Annotated in this window: 19 protein-coding genes and 2 tRNA genes; 16 read left to right on the forward strand and 5 right to left on the reverse strand. The window is 59.7% G+C overall.

Annotated features, from left to right (window positions below; translation table 11 throughout):
• Positions 1 to 31: 31 nt before the first annotated feature.
• The 13 genes from narH (at position 32) to DYE40_RS01040 (ending at position 15,625) form a co-directional block, all read left to right on the forward strand.
• A complete protein-coding gene (gene narH / locus DYE40_RS00980) occupies positions 32 to 1,603 on the forward strand; it encodes a nitrate reductase subunit beta (protein WP_115307340.1) in 1,572 nt (523 codons plus the stop codon).
• Positions 1,603 to 2,256: a nitrate reductase molybdenum cofactor assembly chaperone gene (narJ, locus tag DYE40_RS00985; RefSeq protein WP_115307341.1), complete on the forward strand. Its 654-nt coding sequence runs from the start codon at positions 1,603 to 1,605 to the stop codon at positions 2,254 to 2,256. Before narH ends, narJ begins: the two co-directional genes overlap by 1 nt.
• A gap of 22 nt (positions 2,257 to 2,278) precedes the next feature.
• Positions 2,279 to 2,983: a respiratory nitrate reductase subunit gamma gene (gene narI, locus DYE40_RS00990; protein ID WP_115307342.1), complete on the forward strand. Its 705-nt coding sequence runs from the start codon at positions 2,279 to 2,281 to the stop codon at positions 2,981 to 2,983.
• A gap of 279 nt (positions 2,984 to 3,262) precedes the next feature.
• Positions 3,263 to 4,027, forward strand: coding sequence for a molybdate ABC transporter substrate-binding protein (modA, locus tag DYE40_RS00995; RefSeq protein ID WP_115307343.1), 765 nt, complete (start codon positions 3,263 to 3,265; stop codon positions 4,025 to 4,027).
• Positions 4,028 to 4,703: 676 nt separating this feature from the next.
• A complete protein-coding gene (gene modB, locus DYE40_RS01000; protein WP_115307344.1) occupies positions 4,704 to 5,381 on the forward strand; it encodes a molybdate ABC transporter permease subunit in 678 nt (225 codons plus the stop codon).
• The gene (locus tag DYE40_RS01005; protein WP_115307345.1) at positions 5,374 to 6,060 is read left to right on the forward strand and encodes an ABC transporter ATP-binding protein; all 687 of its coding nucleotides are present in this window, start codon (positions 5,374 to 5,376) and stop codon (positions 6,058 to 6,060) included. Before modB ends, DYE40_RS01005 begins: the two co-directional genes overlap by 8 nt.
• Positions 6,061 to 6,752: 692 nt before the next feature.
• The gene (gene cysI, locus DYE40_RS01010; protein ID WP_115308224.1) at positions 6,753 to 8,531 is read left to right on the forward strand and encodes an assimilatory sulfite reductase (NADPH) hemoprotein subunit; all 1,779 of its coding nucleotides are present in this window, start codon (positions 6,753 to 6,755) and stop codon (positions 8,529 to 8,531) included.
• Between the two features lie 429 nt (positions 8,532 to 8,960).
• Complete coding sequence (locus tag DYE40_RS01015) at positions 8,961 to 10,781, forward strand: ABC transporter ATP-binding protein/permease (RefSeq protein ID WP_115307346.1); 1,821 nt, start codon at positions 8,961 to 8,963, stop codon at positions 10,779 to 10,781.
• A 23-nt stretch (positions 10,782 to 10,804) separates the two neighbouring features.
• The gene (locus DYE40_RS01020) at positions 10,805 to 11,059 is read left to right on the forward strand and encodes a hypothetical protein (RefSeq protein WP_115307347.1); all 255 of its coding nucleotides are present in this window, start codon (positions 10,805 to 10,807) and stop codon (positions 11,057 to 11,059) included.
• A 151-nt stretch (positions 11,060 to 11,210) separates the two neighbouring features.
• Positions 11,211 to 12,305 (forward strand): chorismate synthase, encoded by a 1,095-nt coding sequence (gene aroC, locus DYE40_RS01025; RefSeq protein ID WP_115307348.1) that lies wholly within the window; start codon positions 11,211 to 11,213, stop codon positions 12,303 to 12,305.
• A gap of 96 nt (positions 12,306 to 12,401) precedes the next feature.
• The gene (gene tehB / locus DYE40_RS01030; protein ID WP_115308225.1) at positions 12,402 to 13,265 is read left to right on the forward strand and encodes an SAM-dependent methyltransferase TehB; all 864 of its coding nucleotides are present in this window, start codon (positions 12,402 to 12,404) and stop codon (positions 13,263 to 13,265) included.
• A gap of 385 nt (positions 13,266 to 13,650) precedes the next feature.
• Positions 13,651 to 14,634 carry a DUF1266 domain-containing protein gene (locus DYE40_RS01035; RefSeq protein WP_115307349.1) on the forward strand — a complete coding sequence of 328 codons (984 nt, stop codon included), beginning with the start codon at positions 13,651 to 13,653 and terminating at the stop codon, positions 14,632 to 14,634.
• Positions 14,635 to 14,800: 166 nt separating this feature from the next.
• Positions 14,801 to 15,625, forward strand: a complete 825-nt coding sequence (locus tag DYE40_RS01040) for a CPBP family intramembrane glutamic endopeptidase (protein WP_115307350.1) — start codon at positions 14,801 to 14,803, stop codon at positions 15,623 to 15,625.
• A 104-nt stretch (positions 15,626 to 15,729) separates the two neighbouring features.
• Here the strand turns inward: DYE40_RS01040 and DYE40_RS01045 are convergent, their stop codons facing one another.
• The 4 genes from DYE40_RS01045 to DYE40_RS01060 all read right to left on the reverse strand — a co-directional run bounded on the left by DYE40_RS01045 (position 15,730) and on the right by DYE40_RS01060 (position 17,686).
• On the reverse strand, positions 15,730 to 16,596 hold the full coding sequence (locus DYE40_RS01045) for a DUF1853 family protein (protein ID WP_115307351.1): 867 nt from the start codon (positions 16,594 to 16,596) through the stop codon (positions 15,730 to 15,732).
• Between the two features lie 63 nt (positions 16,597 to 16,659).
• Positions 16,660 to 17,247 carry an aminodeoxychorismate/anthranilate synthase component II gene (locus DYE40_RS01050; protein WP_115307352.1) on the reverse strand — a complete coding sequence of 196 codons (588 nt, stop codon included), beginning with the start codon at positions 17,245 to 17,247 and terminating at the stop codon, positions 16,660 to 16,662.
• Between the two features lie 271 nt (positions 17,248 to 17,518).
• Positions 17,519 to 17,593, reverse strand: a tRNA-Glu gene (locus DYE40_RS01055).
• A gap of 16 nt (positions 17,594 to 17,609) precedes the next feature.
• Positions 17,610 to 17,686: transfer RNA gene (locus DYE40_RS01060), tRNA-Arg, on the reverse strand.
• 112 nt (positions 17,687 to 17,798) lie between these two features.
• Between DYE40_RS01060 and DYE40_RS01065 the strand changes: the two genes are divergently transcribed.
• Positions 17,799 to 19,208: a 3'-5' exonuclease gene (locus tag DYE40_RS01065; RefSeq protein ID WP_115307353.1), complete on the forward strand. Its 1,410-nt coding sequence runs from the start codon at positions 17,799 to 17,801 to the stop codon at positions 19,206 to 19,208.
• A gap of 68 nt (positions 19,209 to 19,276) precedes the next feature.
• Here DYE40_RS01065 and DYE40_RS01070 read toward each other — a convergent pair whose 3' ends face one another.
• Positions 19,277 to 19,747, reverse strand: coding sequence for a DUF4124 domain-containing protein (locus DYE40_RS01070; protein ID WP_115307354.1), 471 nt, complete (start codon positions 19,745 to 19,747; stop codon positions 19,277 to 19,279).
• 160 nt (positions 19,748 to 19,907) lie between these two features.
• Here DYE40_RS01070 and guaB point away from each other — a divergent pair, with 160 nt between their 5' ends.
• Both guaB and DYE40_RS01080 read left to right on the forward strand, forming a co-directional pair.
• Positions 19,908 to 21,371, forward strand: coding sequence for an IMP dehydrogenase (gene guaB / locus DYE40_RS01075; RefSeq protein ID WP_115307355.1), 1,464 nt, complete (start codon positions 19,908 to 19,910; stop codon positions 21,369 to 21,371).
• A gap of 186 nt (positions 21,372 to 21,557) precedes the next feature.
• Complete coding sequence (locus tag DYE40_RS01080) at positions 21,558 to 22,973, forward strand: SLC13 family permease (RefSeq protein WP_115307356.1); 1,416 nt, start codon at positions 21,558 to 21,560, stop codon at positions 22,971 to 22,973.
• Positions 22,974 to 23,339: the final 366 nt, after the last annotated feature.

The following is a 23,339-nucleotide window of genomic DNA, read 5'->3' on the forward strand; positions in this document are numbered from 1 at the left end:
AAAACAGAACACAAAACACAAGGAACTCCCTATGAAAATCAGAGCGCAAGTCGGCATGGTGCTGAACCTCGACAAATGTATCGGCTGCCACACCTGCTCCGTTACCTGCAAAAACGTTTGGACCAGCCGCGACGGCGTGGAATACGCCTGGTTCAACAACGTGGAAACCAAGCCCGGCATCGGCTTCCCGAAAAACTGGGAAGACCAGGAAAAATGGCAGGGCGGCTGGGTGCGCAAGCCCAACGGCAAGCTCGTACCCAAACAGGGCGGCCGTCTGAAAATCCTGTCCAACATTTTCTCCAACCCCAACCTGCCGCAGATCGACGACTACTACGAGCCGTTTACCTACGACTACGAGCATCTGCAAAACGCGCCGAAAATGAAAACCCCGCCCACCGCGCGGCCGATTTCGGTGCTGACCGGCAAAAAAATGGACAAAGTCGAATGGGGCCCCAACTGGGAAGACGATTTGGCCGGCGAATTTGAAAAACGCGCCAAAGACACCCTGTTTGAAGGCATCCAAAAAGAAATGATGGGCGCGTTTGAGCAGACCTTTATGATGTACCTGCCGCGCCTGTGCGAACACTGCCTCAACCCCACCTGCGTCGCCTCCTGCCCCTCCGGCAGCATCTACAAGCGCGAAGACGACGGCATCGTGTTAATCGACCAAGACAAATGCCGGGGCTGGCGTATGTGCATTTCAGGCTGCCCCTACAAAAAAATCTACTACAACTGGGTGAGCGGCAAAGCCGAAAAATGCATTTTCTGCTATCCGCGCATCGAAGCGGGCGAGCCGACCGTCTGCTCCGAAACCTGCGTCGGCCGCATCCGCTATCTGGGCGTGCTGCTGTATGACGCAGACCGCATCGAAGAAGCCGCCGGCGTGGAAGACCCGCAGGATCTGTACGAAGCCCAACTCGGTATCTTCCTCAACCCGCACGACCCCGAAATCGAACGCGAAGCCTTAAAACAAGGCATCAGCCAAAGCTGGATAGACGCGGCGAAAAAATCGCCGGTATACAAAATGGCGATGGACTGGAAAATCGCCTTCCCGCTGCACCCCGAATACCGCACCCTGCCCATGGTGTGGTACATCCCGCCGCTCTCGCCCATCCAGTCTGCCATCGAAAACGGCTTTGTCGGCGAAAACGGCATCATCCCCAGCGTGGACGAAATGCGCATCCCGCTGCGCTATCTGGCCAACCTCTTAACCGCCGGCAAAGTCGAACCGATCAAAGAAGCCCTGGAACGCATGATTGCCATGCGCCGCTTCAAGCGCGGCCAAGTGGTACACGGCGAAACGCTGGAACAAAGCCTGGACGGCACCGGCCTCACCCCCGCCATGGTCGAAGACATGTACCAGATTCTCGCCATCGCCAACTACGAAGACCGCTTCGTGATTCCGACTTCACATAAAGAAATGGTGGAAAACAGCTTTGAAGACAAAGCCAGCTGCGGCTTCAGCTTCGGCAACGGCTGCTCGGGCGACAACGGCGACGGCCTGACCCAGGAAAACCTGTTCGGCAAACGCAAAGGCACGCCGATTATCTTCTTCGACCGCCGCAAAGACATCGAGAAAAACAAAGAAGAAGGAGTGCACTGATGGCCGCCAATCCAATGGTTTACAAATGGCTCTCGGCGCTGATGTGCTACCCCGAAGCCGACCTTATCGAAGCCCTGCCCGAGTTTCAGACGGCCTTAAACGAATGGCCGGAGCTCTCGGCGCACAAAGCCGGTTTGCAGGCGCTGCTCGACCATCTCGGCAGCCGCAGCCTGCGCGAATTGCAGGAAGACTACGTACTCGTATTCGACCGCACCCGCCAGCACGCGCTCTACATCTTCGAACACGTTTACGGCGAAGACCGCGACCGGGGCAGCGCGATGGTGGATCTGCTCGAAGAATACCGCCGCCACGGCTTCGAGCTGGGCGACGAAGAGCTGCCCGACTACCTGCCCGCGCTGTTGGAGTTTTTTGCCCACATTCCCGCCGAAGAAGCGGAAAAGCTGCTTGGCGACGCGGTACACGTCATCAACCACATCGGCAAAAACCTCACAACCTACGGCTCGCCCTATGCCGCGCTGCTGCAAGCCGCCGTTGCCCTCAGCCCCGTTGCCCCGCAGCCGCTGACCGAGCCGCCGGTGCGCGACATGGACGAAGCGATGGAAACCTTCGGCCCCGACGTGCAAGGGCTCGAGCCGCTGCTCAAGCCCAGTGTCCAAACCGTACAGTTCTACCCGAACGGCCGTCCGGCCTAAGGCCGTCTGAAAAGGAAAAATCATGAACGAACTCAACACATTCCACCAGTTTTTCTTCGGTATCTACCCCTATATCTGCCTGGCCGTGTTCCTATTGGGCAGCCTGATGCGTTTCGACCGCGAGCAGTACACCTGGAAAAGCGATTCCAGCGAAATGCTCTACCGGGGCGAGCTGCGCCTGGGCAGCGTCCTGTTCCACGTCGGCGTGCTGGCCGTCTTCTTCGGCCACCTGTTCGGCCTGCTGACACCCTTGTGGTTTTGGGATGCCATCGGCGTAAGCCACAGCGCGAAACAGGTTGTCGCCATGACCGCAGGCGGCATCTTCGGCACCACCGCCCTGGTCGGCCTCGTCATCCTCATCATCCGCCGCTTCAAAGTCGACCGCATCAGCATCAACAGCACTTGGCGCGACAAACTCGTTTTGATTTGGATACTGCTCACCCTGCTGCTCGGCCTCTCCACCATCTTCGTCAGCATGGGGCATCTCGACGGCCACGAAATGGTGCTGCTGATGCAGTGGGCGCAGCACATCGTAACCTTCCGGGGCGGTGCGGCAGCCTACATCGCAGATGCCAACTTCCTGTTCAAACTGCACATTTTTATGGGTATGACCTTCTTCCTCATCTTCCCCTTCACCCGCATGGTGCACGTGTGGAGCGGCTTCGCCAGCGCGTTCTACCTCATCCGCCCGTGGCAGCTTGTCCGCCGCCGCAACGGCACACAATAAGCCGGGGGAAACACAGGCCGTCTGAAAACACCGTTTCGGCATAGACAAAACCGTCCGCCGCGCAATCCCCCTTTCGGACTAGTCCGCAGGTACGGTTTTCAGACGGCCGGCCAAACCCGAGAATCGCGCCCGCAAAGGCAGCCTGAAAAAAGAAACCGCCAAACGGCCGTCCTGCAATATGCAAGACGGCCGTTTTCCATTGCCGCAAAACCGGCACCGAAACGCATCTTTTTTCAGGCCTGCCGCCCGCCGACCTTACCCAAGCAAAGGAAACCAAGCATGAAACCAGCCAACACCGCCCTGCTCGCCGCATTCGCCCTTGCAGCCGCCCCCGCGCTCGCCGACGACCTCACCGTCTCCGCCGCCGCCAGCCTGAAAGAAGCCTTTCAGGAAATCAACGCCGCCTACCAGAAAGCCCATCCCGATACCGCCGTCAAGCTGAACACCGCCGCATCCGGCGTACTGCTGCAACAGCTTGCCCAAGGCGCACCCGTCGACGTACTCGCCACCGCCGACCAGACCACCATGGACAAAGCGCAGGAGCAAAACCTCATCGACCAAAGCCACCGCCGCACCTTCGCCCTGAACGACCTCGTCGTCGTCCAGCCCAAAGACAGCCGCCTGAAAATCAAAACCCTTGCCGACCTCAAAGCCGCCACCGTCGGCCGCATCGCCGCCGGCAACCCCGACAGCGTCCCCGCCGGCCGCTACACCAAAGGCGCGCTGGAAAAAGCCGGCCTCTACACCACGCTGCAGCCCAAAATCGTCTCCACCCAAAACGTGCGCCAGGCACTCGACTACGTCGCACGCGGCGAAACCGAAGCCGGCTTTGTCTACCGCACCGATGCCGTGCTGGCCAAAGACAAAGTGCGCACCGCCTTCGCCGTAGCCCTGGAAACCCCCGTTTCCTACGCCATCGCGCCCGCCGCCGCCGCCAAAAACAAAGCGGCCGCAAGCTATGTGGACTTCGTCCTCTCCCCCGCCGGCCAAACCATCCTGAAAAAATACGGCTTCAGCCCCGCCAAAGGCTCCAAAGCCAAATAAGGATAGGCCGTCTGAAAACGCAGGCAGCCTGAAACGGATCCACCCGCTTTCAGGCTGTTTTTTCAGACGGCCTCCAAACAGTCCGACACCCGAAAACACCTCCATTCGCGAATTTGCCGCACAACGGTGCAGCGGCAGAAATCCCGCACAAACCCCGAAAGTTTATGCAGGTGTGCGGCATCCCCGTGCGCGCATCCAACGGGGCTGGAAAGAGCAGATTTCAGACGGCCTCAAAGGCATTCCGCCCTAAGGAAACGCACGCAGTCGCAGAAATATTGCCGCAAACGCCCCACCCAAATCCGCCAACAGATAGACAGGCAGGGTATGTCGCACGGCGACGCACGCGTTTTCAAAATGACTGCAAACAAAGAGGCCGTCTGAAAACAGCCGTTTGCACGACAGGTAGGGTGTGCCGCCCAAGCGACGCACGCGTTTTCAAAATGCCTGCAAACAAAGAGGCCGTCTGAAAAAACACCCTGCGGCGGTTGCAGGCTCGGGGCGGCTGTTTGCCAAACCGCTCAGGCCGATAAGCGCAAATGCCCCAAAGCTCCAACCGATCCCTGCTCCCTCCCCGCAAATGGAGAAGCAGTCAGCACGAAATCCGAAAGGCCGTCTGAAAACCGTTTTGCCGTTTTCAGACGGCCTCCCCGCCCGTAACCGAACCCGACACCCGAATATGTCCGCCTTCCAAGATGCCCTGCCCGCGCTGTTTCTCTCGCTCAAAGTCGCCGGCTGGGCGACCCTGCTCAATCTGATACTCGGCATTGCCGTAAGCTGGCTGCTCGCCCGCAAACGCTTTACCGGCCGCAACTTTATCGACACCGTGCTCACCCTGCCGATGGTGCTGCCGCCCACCGTGATGGGCTACTACCTGCTCGTCCTCTTCGGCCGCAAAGGCACGCTCGGGCAATGGCTGCAGGAACACTTCGGCTTCAGCCTGATCTTCACCTGGCAGGGCGCGGTGGCCGCCGCCATGGCCGTAACCTTCCCGCTGGTGCTCAAGCCCGCCCGCGCCGCCTTTGAAGAAGTCAATCCGCAATACGAGCAGGCCGCCCGCGTACTCGGCCTGTCCGAATCCGCCGTTTTCTTCCGCATCACCCTGCCGCTGGCCTGGCGCGGCATCCTCTCCGGCCTGCTGCTCACTTTCGCCCGCGCACTGGGCGAATTCGGCGCGACTCTGATGATTGCCGGCAGCATCCCCGGCCAGACCCAAACCCTGTCCATCGCCGTATACGAAGCCGTGCAGGCGGGCAACGACGATTTGGCCAACCGCCTCGTGTGGCTGATTTCCGCCGTCTGCATCGCCGTACTGTGGAGCGTAACCCGACTAAACGGAGACAAACACCGTGGCTGAGCAGACATTAACCTTCGATTTCGCCTTTCAGACGGCCTTGTCCCACGGCAGCCGCGTTTTCACCCTCGATGCCGCCGTGCGCACCCCTGCCCGCCGCCTGGCCATCCTCGGCCCCTCCGGCTCGGGCAAAAGCCTCACCCTGCAGCTTCTGGCCGGACTGATGCGCCCGCAGCGCGGACACGTCTTTATCGCCGGACAATGCTACGGCGACACCGCGCAAAACATCTGGCTGCCGCCGCAGCAACGCCGCGCCGGCCTGCTGTTCCAAGACTACGCCCTGTTCCCCCACCTCACCGTTGCCCAAAACATCGCCTTCGGCCTGCATCAGGGCTTGTTCAGCCCGAGCCGCCGCCGCGCCCGGCTCGAAGCGGCCGAATGGCTCGACAAAATGCAGCTTGATACCGTGGCCGACCACTACCCGAGCCAAATCTCCGGCGGCCAACGCCAGCGCACCGCACTCGCCCGTACCTGCATCACCAGCCCATCCTGGCTTTTGCTCGACGAACCCTTCTCCGCCCTCGATACCGCCCTGCGCGCCCAAATGCGCGGACACACCGCCGCCCTGCAACGCGAACTCGGCATCCCGCTCTTACTCATCACCCACGACCCCGAAGACGCAAAAGCCCTCGCCGACGAAACCGCCGTGATTGAAAACGGACGGCTGCGGCACGGCTGCTGACACCCTCCGCAACTAAGGCAGAGTGTGCCGCCCCAAGCGACGCACGCGCTTGCATACGTCGGCACCGCCGTTTGCAAAACGGAAAAAGCCGTCTGAAAATCCGAAATGACATTTTTTCAGACGGCCTTCACCGTTTCAGGTAGGGTGTGTCGCACGGCGACGCACGCGGCTTCAAATATTTGCACCGCCGTTTGCAAAATAAAAAGCAAGGCCGTCTGAAAACACCGGTTCGGCGCATCCGGAATACCGTTTGCACTTTTCAGACGGCCTCTGCGCCACAACGGTAAACGCGTGCGTCGCTTGAGGCGACACACCCTACCCGTCATGCACTCGGCGGACGGATTTTTTTATTTGCCCCACAAGCAACACAAAAGCCGTTTGCAAAACGGAAAAGTCCGTCTGAAAATCCGAAATTCCGTTTTTCAGACGGCCTCCGCCGTTTCAGGCAGGGTGTGTCGCACGGCGACGCACGCGGCTTCAAATATTTGCACCGCCGTTTGCAAAATAAAAAACAAGGCCGTCTGAAAATCCGACATTCCGGATTTTCAGACGGCCTCCCTGCCCCGCACCGCCATCGCCGCAACGTTTTTATAACCGTTGTTTCTTTCTATACAAGCAAGCATTCTTTCCGCTTTTCAGACGGCCTGTTTAAAGTATCGTCCTCCCAAACCAATATCAAACAAAGCACAACAATGACCGATACCACCGCAGCCGATCCCCGCGCCAAACTGCCCGACGCGCCCCTCTCCGACAACGAACGCCTTAAAGGCCAAAGCCGCCACCTGCGCGGCAGCATTGCCGAAGATCTCGGCGACGGCCTTACCGGCGGCTTCAACGGCGACAACTTCCAACTCATCCGCTTCCACGGCATGTACGAACAGGACGACCGCGACATCCGCGCCGAACGCCTGGAACAAAAACTCGAGCCCAACAAAAACGTCATGCTGCGCTGCCGCCTGCCCGGCGGCATCATCCGCCCCGCGCAATGGCTGGGCATAGACGAATTTGCCGGCGAACACACCGCCTACGGCACCATCCGCCTGACCAACCGCCAAACCTTCCAATTCCACGGCGTATTGAAGCAAAACATCAAACCCATGCACCAATGGCTGCACAAACTCGGCCTCGACTCCATCGCCACCGCCGGCGACGTAAACCGCAACGTCCTGTGCACCAGCAACCCCGTAGAAAGCCGCCTGCACCGCGAAGCCTACGAATGGGCGAAAAAAATCAGCGAACACCTGCTGCCCAAAACCCGCGCCTACGCCGAAATCTGGCTCGACGGCGAAAAAGTCGAATCCACCGCAACCACCGCCCCCGCCGCCCTGCCCGACAGCGTCCGCAGCGGCGATGCCACCGAACCCGTCCTCGGCGCAAACTACCTGCCGCGCAAATTCAAAACCACCGTCGTCATCCCCCCGCACAACGACGTAGACCTGCACGCCAACGACCTCAACTTCGTCGCCATCGAAGAAAACGGCCGCCTCGCCGGCTTCAACGTCCTCGTCGGCGGCGGCCTCTCGATGGAACACGGCAACCGCAAAACCTACCCCAACACCGCCCGCGAATTCGGCTTCGTCGGCCTCGACAAAGTGCTCGACTGCGCCGCCGCCGTCGTCTCCGTCCAACGCGACTGGGGCAACAGGAGCGACCGCAAAAACGCCAAAACCCGCTACACCATCGAGCGCGTCGGCGAACAAACCTTCATCGCCGAAGTCGAACGCCGCATGGGCGCAAAATTCCAAGCCCTGCGCCCCTACACATTCACCACGCGCGGCGACCGCATCGGCTGGGTCGAAGGCGAAGACAAAAAATGGCACCTTACCCTGTTTATCGAAAACGGCCGCATCGCCGACTACCTAGGCCGCCCCCTCAAAACCGGCATGCGCGAAATCGCCAAAATCCACAAAGGCGACTTCCGCCTCACCGCCAACCAAAACCTCATCGTTGCCGGCGTATCTGCCCGCGACAAAGCCAAAATCGAACGCATCGCCCGCGCCCACGGCCTGATAAGCGACGGCATCACCCGCCAGCGCGAAAACAGCATGGCCTGCGTCGCCCTGCCCACCTGCCCGCTGGCCATGGCCGAAGCCGAACGCTTCCTGCCCGCCTTCGTCGGCCATGTGGACGGAATCATGGCCGCCCACGGCCTCACCGGCGAACACATCGTCCTGCGCGTAAACGGCTGCCCCAACGGCTGCGGCCGCACCATGCTGGCCGAAATCGGCTTAGTCGGCAAAGCCCCGGGCCGCTACAACCTCTACACCGGCGGCAACCGCGAAGGCACACGCATCCCCCGCCTCTATAAAGAAAACATCACCGAACCCGAAATTCTGGAAATCCTCGCCACTTGGATAGCCGACTGGGCGCAGCACCGTAATCCGGAAGAAGGCTTCGGCGACTTCGCCGTCCGCAGCGGCATCACCGTCCCCGTCCTCGACGCACCGCGCGACTTCTGGGCAGCCGCCTGACCCCGCCGCGTACGGATACGGCAGAGGCCGTCTGAAAACCGGTATTCCGTTTTCAGACGGCCTCCGTCGTTTGAAGCAGGGTGTGCCGCACAGCGGCGCATGCGGTTTCAGAAGTCTGCAAACGGGTTGGCAAAACAGAAAACAAGGCCGTCTGAAAATACAGATGCGACGTTTAAAGTAGGGTGTGCCGCACAGCGACGCACACGTTTTCAGATATTTATACAGCGGTTTGTAAAACAGAAAAAAAGGCCGTCTGAAAATATTTTCAGACGGCCCCTGCCGTTAAGCAGGGCGTATCGTACAGCCGTACACGCATTGTCCGTCTGCGTAAAACCGTTTCCCGCCGCCAATCAGACAGGTTATCATTGCGCCCTTTTTTCCACAAAAAAAGGCCGTCTGAAACTGTTCAGACGGCCTCACACACACACTATGCGCACACTTCTGCTTACCCAAACCGCCCAAAAATGGCAGACCGAGCTGGCCGCTTCGCCCCTGTGGCTGGTGCAAACCCTCTGCGGCATCCTCGTCTGCACCCTCATTGCCGTTTTCCTGCTCGGACGCACCCGCTTCGGCCGCGAATTTTGGCAGGTGCTCAAACCCTGCCTGAGCAGAAGCGGAGCTGCCAAAGCGGCGGCCGTGGTCGTGCTGATGGTGGTGCTGCTGCTGACCGAAGTGCGGCTCTACGTTCTCAACACCTTCCTGTACAGCAGCGCGTACAGCGCGATGCAGGACAAACTCGCCGCCGTTTTCTGGACGGCCGTGTTTACCAATGCCGCCCTCATGCTCATCCGCTCGGTCAACCTCATCATCAACGACTTCCTCGACCAGGCACTCGCCATCAAATGGGCCGAACAGCTCAACCGCGTCCTCACCGAAAACTGGCTGGCCGGCAAAAACTACTACCGCCTGCAAATGCGCCGCGACGCGCCCGACAACATCGACCAGCGTATCCAGATGGACGCGCAGGACTTCATCACCTCCACCATCACCTTCCTGCGCGGTATGCTCAACTCGATTATCTCCACCATCGAATTTACCGTCGTACTGTGGGGGCTGGCCGGCATCCTGCCCGTATTCGGCATCGAAATCCCGCACGGCATCGTCTTCCTCGTTTACGCCGCCATCCTCACCGCCACCGCCCTTGCCATGTGGATAGGCCGCCCCCTCATCCGCTCCAACTACGAAAACGAACGCCTCAACGGCGACTACCGCTATTCCCTCGTCCGCATCCGCGACCACTCCGAAAGCATCGCCTTCTACAACGGCGAATGGCAGGAAGAACGGCAGCTTGCCGACCGCTTCCGCGCCATCATCGCCAACCGCTGGCGCATCGCCCGCCAAAGCGTCGCCCTCAGCGGCTTCAACGACGTATTCAGCCAAATCATGCAGCTTCTGCCCCTCATGCTCCAAGCCCCCCGCCTCTTTGCCGGCCTCATCAAAATCGGCGACGTGCAGCAAACCGTCCAATCCTTTGCCCGCCTGCAAAAATCCATGTCCTTCTTCCGCAACTTCTACAAAGATTTCACCGTTTACCGCGCCCGTCTCGAACGCCTTTCCGGCTTTATGGACAGCATGGCCGAAACCCGTCCCGCCCGCCGCCCGCAGGAAACCGAAATTTCAGACGGCCTCATCCTAGACAGAGTCAGCCTCCAACGCGGCGACGGCGAAACCCTGCTGGCCAACGTCAGCTTCACCGCCCGCCCCGGCGACGCACTCCTCATACAAGGCCCCAGCGGCTGCGGCAAAACCTCCCTCCTGCGCACCCTCGCCGGCCTCTGGCCCTTCGGCAGCAGCGGCAGCATCTCCCGCCCGCCGCACGAAAAAATCATGTTTGTCCCGCAAAAAGCCTATATGCCGCAGGGCACGCTCCTCCAATCCGTCTGCTACCCCGATCCCCCTGCCGATCCCGACAGCGTAGCCGCCGCCCTCGCCGCCTGCCGCCTTGCCCATCTCGCCCCCCTGCTCCACACCGCCGACAACTGGCAGCAGCGGCTCTCCCCCGGCGAGCTCCAACGCATCGCCTTCGCCCGCATCCTCCTCGCCCGCCCCGCCGCCGTCCTTCTCGACGAAGCCACCTCCGCGCTGGACGAACCCACCGAAGCCCTCCTCTATCAAACCATACGCCGCGAACTGCCCCACAGCATCATCGTCAGCATCGGCCACCGCAACACCCTCGCCGCCTTCCACAACCTCGCCCTCTGGGTCGGCACCGGCGGCACACCCGACACCCCCGCGCCCAAGGCCGTCTGAAACCGCCAAACCAAAGGAAAAACATGAAACCCGCCCTGCTTTCCGCCCTATTTGCCGCCCTCGTCCTCCCCGCCGCCGCCCGTGCCGCCGACGCGTTCGACACCGAACGCCTGCAACGCTCCTGCACCCTGCAACGCGAATCCCTCCTGCGCGAGCGCAACGGCACGCCCGCCTGCGACGAACTCAAAAAGCAGCGCAAAAAAAGCAAAGCCGCACCCGCCGGCAGGCCGTCTGAAAAAAACAAACGCAGCGCAGACACAGACAGAAAATCCCGCTGAACCATCACACGTCCCGACGGCGGCAGCCCGAATACGGCGGAAGCGGAACCCATCCCGCGCGGCACCGCAGGCCGTCTGAAACCACGCTGTTCAGACGGCCTCCGTGCTAAAATCCGCCGCTTCCCGCACACCGCGCACAGGAGCAAAACACATGGCAGGCAACACCTTCGGACAACTCTTCACCGTAACCACCTTCGGCGAAAGCCACGGCGCAGGCTTGGGCTGCATCATCGACGGCTGCCCGCCCGGACTCGAAATCGGCGAAGCCGACATCCAGGCCGATTTGGACAGGCGCAAACCCGGCACCAGCCGCCACGTTACCCAACGCCGCGAAGACGACCGCGTAGAAATCCTCTCGGGCGTATTCGAAGGCAAAACCACCGGCACACCGATTGCGCTTTTAATCCGCAACACCGACCAGCGCAGCAAAGACTACGGCGCAATCGCGCAGCAGTTCCGCCCCGGCCACGCCGACTACACCTACTGGCACAAATACGGCATCCGCGACTACCGTGGCGGCGGCCGCTCCTCCGCCCGGGAAACCGCCGCCCGCGTTGCCGCCGGAGCCGTCGCCAAAAAATGGCTGCGCCAAACATTCGGCATCGAAATCCTCGCCCACGTTACCCAAATCGGCGAGAAGAAAATCGCCTTCGAAGGCTACGGACACATCGCCCGCAACCCCTTCTTCGCCGCCAACCACAGCCAGATCGCCGAGCTGGAAAACTATATGGACAGCATCCGCAAAGCCCTGGATTCCGTCGGCGCGCGCCTGGCCCTGGAAGCACGCAACGTTCCCGTCGGCTGGGGCGAGCCCGTATTCGGCCGCCTCGATGCCGACCTCGCCTGCGCCCTGATGGGCATCAACGCCGTCAAAGCTGTGGCCATCGGCGACGGCTTTGACGCAGTAGCGCAGCGCGGCAGCGTCCACAGCGACGAACTCACCCCCGAAGGCTTCGCCTCCAACCACTCCGGCGGCATCCTCGGCGGCATCTCCACCGGCCAGACCATCCGCGCCGAATTTGCCGTCAAGCCCACCAGCTCCATCGCCACACCGCGCCGCAGCATCGACATCCAAGGCGAAGCCGTAACCATCGCCACCCACGGCCGCCACGACCCCTGCGTCGGCCTGCGCGCCGCCCCCATTGCCGAAGCCATGGCCGCCCTCGTCCTCATCGACCACGCCCTGCGCCACCGCGCCCAAAACACCGGCGTGGAAGTATTCACACCCGACATCGAACGCCGCTGACCCCGCCGCCGGCCGTCTGAAAACACCGTGCCGCCGTGCGGCAACCCCGTTCCGCACAACGGCGCGGCTGCCTATACCCTGCAAGGAAAACCCGCCATGAATCCCGATTTAATCTGCTACAAACAAATGCCCGTTTGGCACGCCGCCGACATCCCCGCCGCCTTCCTCGCCCGCCACAACACCCAAGAAGGCACATGGGGCAAACTGCGCGTCCTGACAGGCCGTCTGAAATTCCATCTGCTCGACGGACAAGACAATATTCTCTCCACCGCCGAAATTACCCCCGAATCCGGCGTACACACCATAGAGCCGCAGCAATGGCACAAAATCGAAGCCCTTAGCGGCGACCTTGCCATGCAGCTCGAATTCCACTGCGACAAAGCCGACTACTTCCACAAAAAATACGGCATGACCGCCACCCATTCCGCCGTAAAAGCCGCCGCCGCCCGCGTTCCGCCTTGCAAAGCACTGGACTTGGGCTGCGGACAAGGCCGCAACGCCCTCTATCTCGCCCTCAAAGGCTTCGAGGTAACCGCCGCCGACCAAAACCCCGCCCCGCTCTACGCCCTGTCCGACCTCGCCGCACAGGAAAACCTGCCCGTACAGCCCGTGTCCTACGACATCAACACCGCCGCCCTCGAAGGACAATACGGCTTCATCGCCGCCACCGTCGTCTTCATGTTTCTCCGTCCCGAACGCATCCCCGCCATCATCGCCGACATGCAGGCACACACCCTCCCCGGCGGCTTCAACCTCATCGTTTCCGCCATGGACACCCCCGACTTCCCCTGCCCCATGCCCTTCCCGTTCAAATTCAAAGAAAACGAACTGCGCGGCCACTATGCAGGCTGGGAAATGGCCGAATACAACGAAGAATTGGGCGCAATGCACGCCACCGACAGCGCAGGCAACCCCATCCGCTTCAAATTCGTTACCATGCTGGCGAAAAAGCCCGGATAAAAAAACAGGCCGTCTGAAAACCGCTTTCAGACGGCCTTTCGCAGAACGTGTGCGTCGCCTTATGGGCGACACACCCTACACAGTAAACAATGGTGCAGTAAGCAGCAGCCTATACGGCATCGGTAGGGTGTGTTGCCACAGCAACGCACGCGGTTTGGGATTTAACGCTATCGTTTGTCCGAACCTGCGGCAGGAGGAGCGCGATAGAAAAGTACGCCCTACACAGATTCAAAAGGCCGTCTGAAATTCCATAAAGCAGGATTTCAGACGGCCTCTATTCCCTCTCCCGCCTGGGGATAGCTGGGATGGACAAACCGCCGCCACATTTTCCGGCAAACCGGCGTACAATCTTCACTTTCCCTAACAACGTTAAGCGAGTGCGAAAATGAGCTTGAAAAACAAACTGTATGCCCGGCAATGGGGCTTTATCAAACCGCTGTTGGCGGCGGTGATTTTGCTGGGCTTGTGGCTGGCAGGCGTGGTTACGCCTGAAAAAACCGGCGTGCCGGGCTGGCTGTTTTATATCGTGCTGGCTATTGTGGTGCTGTTTGCCGTGTTTAAAACGTTTTGGGGCGTGGTGTGCATTTTGTCGGCAAAGGAAAATGCGCGCGGCAAATGCGCCTTTGCCTTGCTGCACAATAAAAATCCGCAAGTGAAAACGGAAAACGCGGCGGAGCAATACGCGCTGCTGGCAACCACGTTTTACGAAGCCAGCGAAATTTGTTTCGGTTCGGCAAAAGATTTGGCGGGCTTTGCTGCCGACCCCAATTATCTGCCGCCGCAAAAATTTGACGAGCAAGGCGATTACCGAGGTGATTCGCAATATGTCAATTCCATCGAAGGGATGCTCCATCTGGACAAAAAAGACGCGGAATACCGCTTGGCACAGCCGCTGGCAGCCAGTTGGGGCATTACCAATGGCGAAGAGGCGTTGGAGCAGATGAATGCGCTGTGGGCATCGGCGCAGGAAAGCGCAAACGCCCCAGCCGGCCAAGATTTGCAGCAAACCGTGCGCGATTTTGGTTTCGCCTACGATGGCGCAGCGGCGGACACTTCGGGCTTTCATGTCGTGCGCTTTATTTGGGTGGCGCGTTCGGCGTTTACGCTGGGCTATGTGAACGAAGAAACCGTGCGCGGTGCGCTGGCAACGGCGGCGGCATTTATCGCGCAGCATTATGCCGATTGGCGGCAGTTTGCGTTTTCGTATCTGCTGGGCTACGCGCAATGGTCAGTTTCGCAGGGGCTGGGTGCAATGTCGTACAGCCTTTTTGTGGAACGGGTTAACGCAGTCAGTCAGGCATTGGACAGCCAAACCAGCCCGCTGCACGGCACATCGTTGGACGCTTTGCGTGAGGCCTTGAAACAATAAGCGCGGTAATGAAAGGCCGTCTGAAAACAGGTTTTCCGTTTTCAGACGGCCTTTTTCCGATTCGTTTCCGACGGACGGCAGGCATTGCGAAAGCGCGAAACCCGCTTTTCAGACGGCCTGCTGCCGACGGATAATCCGCATATTGCCAATTCATACAGGAGCAGCCATGAATCCGTTGCGCTACCGCCCCACCCTTTTTTTCACTCTGTGTATGCTGGTTCCGTGGCCGCTGTGGTTTGCCGCAGCCTGCATCAGCCGTCAAAACCCGTCGCCCGCCATGTTGCAGGCCGAAGCCGCGCTGGGCATTACCGGCCTGATTGCGCCCGCGCTGATTACCGCCGGCCTGATTCTGCCCAATCAGCAGCTACGCGCCGATGCGGCAAAACGGCTGCTGCGCACGGGTGGCTTCCCCAAACGCTATTTTGCCGCCGCATTGCTGCTGCTGCCTGTCTCTATGGTTTTGGCGCAGCTTGTTTCGCTGCTGTTCGGCTACAGCGCGGAGCAGTTTCATATTTCGGGCAGACCGTCGTTTTCTTCCGCCGTGCTTTCGCCGTGGTTTGTGCTGACCTTTGCCGCCGCCGCCGAAGAGCTGGCCTGGCACGGCTACGGCACGGACGCGCTGCTGTCGCGTTTCAGCCTGTTCGGCACATCGCTGCTGTTTACCGTGTATTGGGCTTTATGGCATCTGCCGCTGGGCTTTATCCAGGGCTATTACCATAGCGAAGTGCTGGCGGAGGGTGCGCTGTACACCGCCAATTTCGTGCTGAGCATGATCGCATTTGTGCTGCTGGGCAACTGGCTGTATCTGAAAAGCGGCCGCAGCATCCTGCTGGCGGTGTTGTTCCATCTCTCGGCCAACGTGGGCAACGAAATCTTCGCCACCCATCCCGACAGCAAAGTCATCCAAACCGGTATGCTGCTGGCCGTATGCGCATGGCTGCTGTGCCGCGAGCGGGTGCTGTTTTTCGCCAAACCGCCAAAACCGGCGTAATCCGGCCGCGCACGGGCTTCCCCGCCCTGCCCTTTAACGCGCAATAAAAAGGCCGTCTGAAAAAAGCAGAAACGCTTTTCAGACGGCCTTCCTGTTGCGAAAAACTAAGCGGCAGCCTGCACGCCGCGCTTCATCATTCTGCCCGTTTCGTGCCAAAAGCCGTCGGGGCGGCGTTCGAGCGCGGCAAACAGGCCGTGTTCCTGCATACGGATCTGCGCCCATTCCCGCGTTTGCGCTTCGGGCAGACGGGCGGGAGCAAGATAGGACAAACGCGGCAGGCAGGCATAGCGCAGGCCGTCTGAAAACGGAGTTTCAGACGGCCATTCGTCAAAATACAGGCCGTGCCAGCCCGTCGGATTCAGCGGCGGCTGCCAAACCGTGCCTTGCGCCGCAAACAGAATGCCGCGCAGCACGCTGCCGCTCTGCGGCACGCCCGCCGCGCCCGCTGCGGCCAAAGCCTGCCGCCCTGCCCCGTCCTGCGCCCGGGCAAGCTGCTTTTGCAGCTTCGCGGCTTTGTCCCGCAGGCGGTCGCACGGATTTAAGCCTGCCAACCGCTCCGGAGAGCCGTCTGCCGCACCGTAGTATTTGCAGGCCAGCTCGATGTGGTAAAGCCTGCCGTCGATCTCGGCGGTAAAATCCATCTCGCCCAAAGTGTCCGCACCGTCGGCAACAAGGACATTGCGGGCGATCAGGCGGCTGTGCGGGGCATGTTCCAGCCAAAAAGCAAGCAGGCTTTCGGCGTAGCGGCCGAGACGGCCTCCATGCGGAGTTTCATCCGCCAAATGGGCGGCAAGCGGGGCGGGATTGTCGTCCAAAGCAAGCAGATAACGGAAACCATGCGCCCCCAGCAGCGTGCGCACGGGTATTTCGCAGCCGCTCCGCCACGGGGCGGGAGCGGTCAGGACTGCGGCAAGATCGCGCACGCGCGGATCGGCAAGCCGCCACCAAAGGGCATCAAGGGCGTAGTTCATCTATTTGATTTTGGGCAGACAAATGTTTTTCAGACGGCCTCAAAGGCCGTCTGAAAAGCGGGTTTAGCGTTGCGGCGCAAACTGCGCAAATTCGCGCAGGAAATTGGCGAGCATATCGTGCCCGTGTTCGGTCAGCAGGGCTTCGGGATGAAACTGCACGCCTTCGACAGCATATTGCTTATGCCGCAAACCCATGATTTCGCCATCGTCCGTCCACGCGGTAACGTCCAAACAGTCGGGCAGCCCCGTACGCTCTACTGCCAAACTGTGGTAGCGCGTGCAGTTTACGGGATTGGGCAGGCCGGCAAATACGCCGCCGCCCTGATGGTGTACGGGCGACACCTTGCCGTGCATCTGGACTTTGGCACGGACAACCCGCCCGCCGAAAGCCTCGCCGATGGCCTGATGGCCGAGGCACACACCCAAAACAGGTATCTCGCCCGCAAACCGCCGCACCGCCTCCACCGACACCCCCGCCTCCTTCGGCGAACAAGGCCCGGGGCCGATAACGAGATATTGCGGCGCAAGGGCGGCAATTTCGCCGACGGAAATATCGTCATTGCGCCGCACCAGCACTTCGCAGCCAAGTTCGCCGAAATATTGGACGATGTTGTAGGTAAAACTGTCGTAATTGTCGATAAAAAGCAGCATTTTTTATTTAACTTTTTGATATGGATAAACGGATAGAGCGGCTAAGCGGACCCGACACTCCCTGCTGCCGGGCGCGCCGCGCCGCGCGGCCTGCGGATTTCATCAGCGCAAGGGTACGCATTCTCCCACCTTTGCGCCGCTTCGGAAAGCCGCCGCCGGCGCGGCGGCAAAACAGAGACAGGAAAAAGCGTGAAAACAGCCAGAATCCGACAAATGGGACAAACAGACAAAAAGGATTTTCAGAGCAAATCCGAAAATCCTTTTTCAAAACTGGCACGCCCACGGGGAATCGAACCCCGGTTACCGCCGTGAAAGGGCGATGTCCTAACCGCTAGACGATGGGCGCGGCGATATAAATTGTTTGGCGCACCCGGAGCGATTCGAACGCCCGACCCTCTGGTTCGTAGCCAGATACTCTATCCAACTGAGCTACGGGTGCGAGAAAAAAGCGGATTATATGGAGCGGTTGTGGCAGCGTCAAGGGTTTGTGCTGTGAATTTTACGGCGGCGCGGTAAAATACTGCGTTTTATTTGAACGGAAAAGGAATTTTATGGACGGTTTTGCGCAGCGGCCGCTGCTTGCGGAGGCTTTGGCCGCATTCGGGCGGCCGGCGGCAATCGTCGATTTGGAAACCACCGGCGGCAGTTTCGATACCGACCGGATTACCGAAATCGCCTTTTTGCGTTTTGACGGCCGCACGGTTTCCCGTTACCACAGCCTGGTCAATCCGCAGCGGCCGATTCCGCCTTTTGTCCGCTCGCTGACGGGCATCGGCGACGAAACGGTAGCCGGCTCGCCCCTGTTTGCCGATTTGGCGCAAGAACTGCTGCCGCTGTTGCGCGGCTGCATCCTGCTGGCGCACAACAGCAAATTCGACTACACCTTTCTGCGCCGCGAGTTTGCCCGCTGCGGCCTGGCGTTTGCCGCGCCGACGCTGTGTACTGTGCAGCTTTCGCGCCGCCTGTACCCGCAGTTTTACAAACACAGCCTTGAAAGCATTATCGAACGCCACGGTATTGCCGCCAAATCGCGCCACCGCGCCGAAGACGATGTGCGGGCTGTGGCGGATTATCTGGAAACCGCCCTGCGTGAACAGGGTTCGGCCACGTTTGCGGCACATGCCTCCGCCCTGGTGCGTCCGAAGCCGCCTGCCGCGCTGCCTGCGGATTTGGAGCAGGCGTTTCACGCGCTCTCCGACGGCTGCGGCGCGGTGCTGTGGCTGGACGGGGAAAACCGGCCGCTGCATCTGGCGGCATACCGCCACACATTTTCCGAAGCGGCGCATTGGCTGGCTGTATCGGAGCAGGCGCAGCAGGCGGCTTCGCTGCGTTTTCTGCCTGCCGCAGGGCCGTTGCACGCGCTGGCCTTAAAGGCGCAACTGGCGGAACAATACGTTTGCAGGCCGTCTGAAAAGCCGGCGGCTGCGGCAGTACCGGAATATCTGACCGTGCGGCTGCGCTCCGACGGACACGGCTGCGTGCGGGCAAAATTGGAGCGGCTTTCAGACGGCCTGTCCGCCGAAAGGCCGTACGGGCTGTTTCCAAACAAAAAGGCGGCAAAACGGGCTTTGTCCGAATGGGCGCGGGCATGCGGCCTGTGTCCGAAAAGGCTGGACATCCTGCCGCAAAGCCATCCGCGCGGCATTCCCTGCCCCGCCGCCATATCGGGCGGCTGCGCCTGCCTTTCAGACGGCCTCGAAACACACAACCGCCGCGCTGCCGAAGCGGCACATTTTCTGCCTGTAACCGGTTGGGGGCGGGCGCATACGCTGGAAATCACGGAAACCGATGCCGCCGCAGGAATGCGGGTATCGTTTGTCTGCTCGGGCGGTGCGATGCGGCTTGCCGATGGTTTATGGTATTTCGATCATTCCCTGCCCGCGCTGCTGAAAGAAAAATTCAAAAAAGAAAGGCACAATATCCGCATTTGCGCAGCAGACGGGGCATTGCACGGTGCATAACGGAAAAATACATACAGGCCGTCTGAAAAGAGTTTCAGACGGCCTGTATGTATTGCGCAACTGCCTGCTTATCTGCAGTATTTGGAAACATCCTGGTTGAAGCGTTGGATCAGGGCTTCGCGCTTGTCGGTTTTCGCGGTTTGGGCGTACGACAGATTCATTTGCGCGGTTTTGCAGTTGGCTTCCGCCGCCTGCTTGTTCTGCTCTTCGATTTCTTTGTTGCGCTGTTCCGCAGCTTTGTTTTCCTCGGCGATTTTCGCGTTTACCGCAGCCTGCTGGTCGGCCAGCGAAGGTGTGGCATTCGGGTCGCCGACGGTGGTTACCGGAGAAGGCTGTACGGTAGAGTCGGCAGGCGGGGTAACTTTATGGGTGCGTACGTTTATGATGGTGGACTGCGTAGGCTTGAGGCCGCGCGGCACGTCGGAGTATTTGTTGTAGCCGCCTTTGTCTTTCCAGCGGTAAATCTCTTTGGCATACAGGCTGCCCGACACCAGAAAACCACCCAACAACAGGACTTTTGCAATAGGAGTAATGTGCATCGTTCGTCTCGCTTTTCTAAAAATAACGGAATATAACGGAGATTGTACTGTATTTGCCCGTATGCCGCCATGTTATCGGGAAAAGCGTTTTTGGCGGGCGGCAAATATGCTACAATTGCGTGCATTTTAAATTTCCAACCGCTGAAAGGCAAAATGCATTATGCGCATCGTAGAAAAAGCCTACACCTTCGACGACGTTCTGCTCGTTCCCGCCCGTTCCCATGTCCTTCCCCGCGACGTTTCCCTCAAAACAAAACTCACCCGCGACATCACGCTCAACCTTCCCCTGCTTTCGGCCGCAATGGACACCGTAACCGAAGCCCGCCTGGCCATTTCTATGGCGCAGGAAGGCGGCATCGGCATCATCCATAAAAACATGACTCCCGAAATGCAGGCCAGAGCCGTGGAAAAAGTCAAACGCCACGAAAGCGGCATTGTCAAAGATCCGGTTACCGTCGCCCCCGACGTGCTCATCGGCGAGCTTTTGGAAATACGCGCCCAGCGCAAACGCAAAATGTCCGGTCTGCCCGTGGTGGAAAACGGCAAAGTGGTCGGCATTGTTACCAACCGCGACCTGCGTTTCGAAAGCCGCCTGGATTTGCCGGTTTCCGCCATTATGACCCCGCGCGAACGCCTGGTTACCGTGGCCGAGGGCACCAGCATCGAAGAAGCCCGCGAGCTGATGCACGCGCATAAAGTGGAGCGTGTTTTGGTGTTGAACGGCAAAGACGAACTCAAAGGCCTGATTACCGTAAAAGACATTCTGAAAACCACCGAATTTCCCAATGCCAACAAAGATTCCGAAGGCCGCCTGCGCGTGGGGGCGGCTGTCGGCACGGGAGCGGACACCGAAGAGCGCGTGTGCGCGCTGGTTGCCGCCGGTGCGGATGTGATTGTTGTCGATACCGCCCACGGCCACAGCCAGGGCGTGCTCGACCGTGTGCAATGGGTAAAGGAAAACTTCCCGCAGGTGCAGGTTATCGGCGGCAATATCGCCACCGCCCAAGCCGCGCTGGATTTGGTTGCCGCCGGTGCGGATGCGGTAAAAGTGGGTATCGGCCCGGGTTCGATCTGCACCACCCGCATCGTGGCCGGAGTGGGCGTGCCGCAGCTTACCGCCATCCATAATGTGGCCGAAGCCCTGAAAGACACCGGCGTTCCGCTGATTGCCGACGGCGGCATCCGCTTCTCGGGCGACATTGCCAAAGCTCTGGCGGCAGGCGCATCCAGCGTGATGCTGGGCGGTATGTTTGCCGGTACGGAGGAAGCCCCCGGAGAAATCGAGCTTTACCAGGGGCGTTCGTACAAATCCTATCGCGGCATGGGTTCGCTCGGTGCGATGAGCCAGGGTTCGAACGACCGCTATTTCCAAGACAAACAGGAAAGTGCCGACAAATACGTTCCCGAAGGCATCGAAGGCCGTGTTCCTTACAAAGGCCCGATTGTCAATATTATCCACCAGCTTACCGGCGGCCTGCGCTCAAGCATGGGCTACCTCGGCTGCGCCACCATCGGCCAAATGCACGAAAAAGCCGAGTTTGTGGAAATCACTTCGGCGGGCATGAGCGAATCGCACGTCCACGATGTGCAGATTACGAAAGAGGCTCCGAACTACCACCGCTGACCCGCATCTGCCATCTGTGTACAGGCCGTCTGAAAACGGGAAAACCGTTTTTCAGACGGCCTTTTTGCCGCCCGGGCGAACGCGATGAATATCCGGTTTGTCCCCCTCCTGTAAATTTATGTTATCTTAGCGGCCGCAGCACGCTTTTATTTAAGAAAAACTTTGCAAATTTTTAGGAGGGACTCCATGACGACCAACCAAAACCAAGACGGCGGCCAGCCGGAAAACACCCAGCTGCTCAGCGCGCAGGCTCCGATAACGGACTTTCGCGGCCTGATGATTGCGGTGGCCGCTGCCGTTATCAGCGCGGTTCTCTACCAAATCCTGCCCTACGACAGCAATGTCAATAAGGGGCTGACCATTCTCGCCTTCGTGGCGATTATGTGGTTTACCGAAGCGGTGCATATCACCGTTACCGCGCTGATTGTGCCGCTGTTCGCCATCCTGTTCAAAATCCCGGATATGGATACGAAGCAGGCGCTGGCGGGCTTTTCCGACCCGATTATCTATGTGTTTTTCGGCGGCTTTGCGCTGGCCACCGCGCTGCATATGCAAAAACTCGACCGCAAAATCGCGGTGTGGCTGATTTCGCTCTCGCGCGGCAACACCTTTGTGGCGGTGCATCTGCTGTTTGCCGTTACCGCCGTGCTGTCGATGTGGATCAGCAACACGGCCACGGCGGCAATGATGCTGCCGCTGGCGATGGGGCTGATGGGGCATTTGGACAAAGAAAAAGACCGCAACACTTTTGTGTTTGTGCTGCTGGGCATCGCCTACTGCGCCAGTATCGGCGGGCTGGGTACGGTGGTGGGTTCGCCGCCCAACGCGATTGCCGCCAAAGCCTTAAACCTCGATTTTGCCGGCTGGTTGAAATACGGGCTGCCGATGATGCTCGCGCTGCTGCCGCTGATGCTGTTTTCGCTGTTTGTCGTATTGAAGCCCAACCTGTCGGCCAAAGTGAAAGTGGAACACGAAGACATCCCGTGGACGCTGCACCGCGTGATTGCGCTGCTGATTTTCCTTGCCGCCGCCGTGGCATGGGTGATGGGCGAACAGATCAAACAGCATCTGGGCATCAAAAGCCCCGACTCTTTCGTCGCGCTGACTGCCGCCGTGGCCGTAGTGGTGTTCGGCGTGGTGCGCTGGCGCGAAGTTGCCCGCAACACCGACTGGGGCGTGCTGCTTCTTTTCGGCGGCGGCATCGCACTCAGCACCCTGCTGCAAAAATCCGGCGCGTCTGCCGCACTCGGACAGGAAATGGCCGGCGCGTTTGTCCAAGCCCATCCCTTCCTGGTGATTTTGGCTGTGGCGACTTTCATTATTTTCCTGACCGAGTTCACCAGCAACACCGCCTCCGCCGCCCTTTTGGTGCCGGTATTCGCCAGCGTTGCCGAGCAGATGGGTATGCCTAAGGAAGTGCTGGTGATGATCATCGGCATCGGCGCGTCGTGCGCATTCATGCTGCCCGTGGCCACTCCGCCCAACGCCATCGTGTTCGGCACGGGGCTGGTTACCCAGCGCGATATGCTTAAAGTCGGGATGGTGCTGAATATACTGAGTATTATCTTAGTGTCGCTGTGGGCCTATTTCTTCCTGATGTAGAAGCAGCCGTACACAATACAAACAGGCCGTCTGAAAATCCGCAGTCTGCGTTTTCAGACGGCCTTTACCCGAAGGTTAAGGAACGCGTGCGTCGCTGTGGCGACACACCCTACATTAACGGCAGAGGCCGTCTGAAAACCCTTGTTTAACGGTTTTCAGACGGCCTGTTTGCATTGCTGTACGACACACCATGCGTTCGGTATCGGCAGGAGAAGGTAAAACAGCAAGCTGCCTGCTTATCCTTGTTCGGACGAAAACACAATCTCTGCCATCAAGGTGGATGTGCCGCACAGCGACGCACGCGTTTATCGTGCCGTACGCCTGTTTGCTGGTAAGAATACGAAAGGCCGTCTGAAAATCCGCAGT

Origin of the sequence: Kingella potus (assembly GCF_900451175.1) — a bacterium.
Taxonomy (GTDB): domain Bacteria; phylum Pseudomonadota; class Gammaproteobacteria; order Burkholderiales; family Neisseriaceae; genus Neisseria; species Neisseria potus.

Bases quoted from the DNA above. Each gene is read 5' to 3' on its own strand.
- narH (WP_115307340.1), top strand. From the start codon at position 32: ATGAAAATCAGAGCGCAAGTCGGCATGGTGCTGAACCTCGACAAATGT.
- narJ (WP_115307341.1), top strand. From the start codon at position 1,603: ATGGCCGCCAATCCAATGGTTTACAAATGGCTCTCGGCGCTGATGTGC.
- narI (WP_115307342.1), top strand. From the start codon at position 2,279: ATGAACGAACTCAACACATTCCACCAGTTTTTCTTCGGTATCTACCCC.
- modA (WP_115307343.1), top strand. From the start codon at position 3,263: ATGAAACCAGCCAACACCGCCCTGCTCGCCGCATTCGCCCTTGCAGCC.
- modB (WP_115307344.1), top strand. From the start codon at position 4,704: ATGTCCGCCTTCCAAGATGCCCTGCCCGCGCTGTTTCTCTCGCTCAAA.
- cysI (WP_115308224.1), top strand. From the start codon at position 6,753: ATGACCGATACCACCGCAGCCGATCCCCGCGCCAAACTGCCCGACGCG.
- DYE40_RS01015 (WP_115307346.1), top strand. From the start codon at position 8,961: ATGCGCACACTTCTGCTTACCCAAACCGCCCAAAAATGGCAGACCGAG.
- DYE40_RS01020 (WP_115307347.1), top strand. From the start codon at position 10,805: ATGAAACCCGCCCTGCTTTCCGCCCTATTTGCCGCCCTCGTCCTCCCC.
- aroC (WP_115307348.1), top strand. From the start codon at position 11,211: ATGGCAGGCAACACCTTCGGACAACTCTTCACCGTAACCACCTTCGGC.
- tehB (WP_115308225.1), top strand. From the start codon at position 12,402: ATGAATCCCGATTTAATCTGCTACAAACAAATGCCCGTTTGGCACGCC.
- DYE40_RS01035 (WP_115307349.1), top strand. From the start codon at position 13,651: ATGAGCTTGAAAAACAAACTGTATGCCCGGCAATGGGGCTTTATCAAA.
- DYE40_RS01040 (WP_115307350.1), top strand. From the start codon at position 14,801: ATGAATCCGTTGCGCTACCGCCCCACCCTTTTTTTCACTCTGTGTATG.
- DYE40_RS01045 (WP_115307351.1), bottom strand. From the start codon at position 16,596: ATGAACTACGCCCTTGATGCCCTTTGGTGGCGGCTTGCCGATCCGCGC.
- DYE40_RS01050 (WP_115307352.1), bottom strand. From the start codon at position 17,247: ATGCTGCTTTTTATCGACAATTACGACAGTTTTACCTACAACATCGTC.
- DYE40_RS01065 (WP_115307353.1), top strand. From the start codon at position 17,799: ATGGACGGTTTTGCGCAGCGGCCGCTGCTTGCGGAGGCTTTGGCCGCA.
- DYE40_RS01070 (WP_115307354.1), bottom strand. From the start codon at position 19,747: ATGCACATTACTCCTATTGCAAAAGTCCTGTTGTTGGGTGGTTTTCTG.
- guaB (WP_115307355.1), top strand. From the start codon at position 19,908: ATGCGCATCGTAGAAAAAGCCTACACCTTCGACGACGTTCTGCTCGTT.
- DYE40_RS01080 (WP_115307356.1), top strand. From the start codon at position 21,558: ATGACGACCAACCAAAACCAAGACGGCGGCCAGCCGGAAAACACCCAG.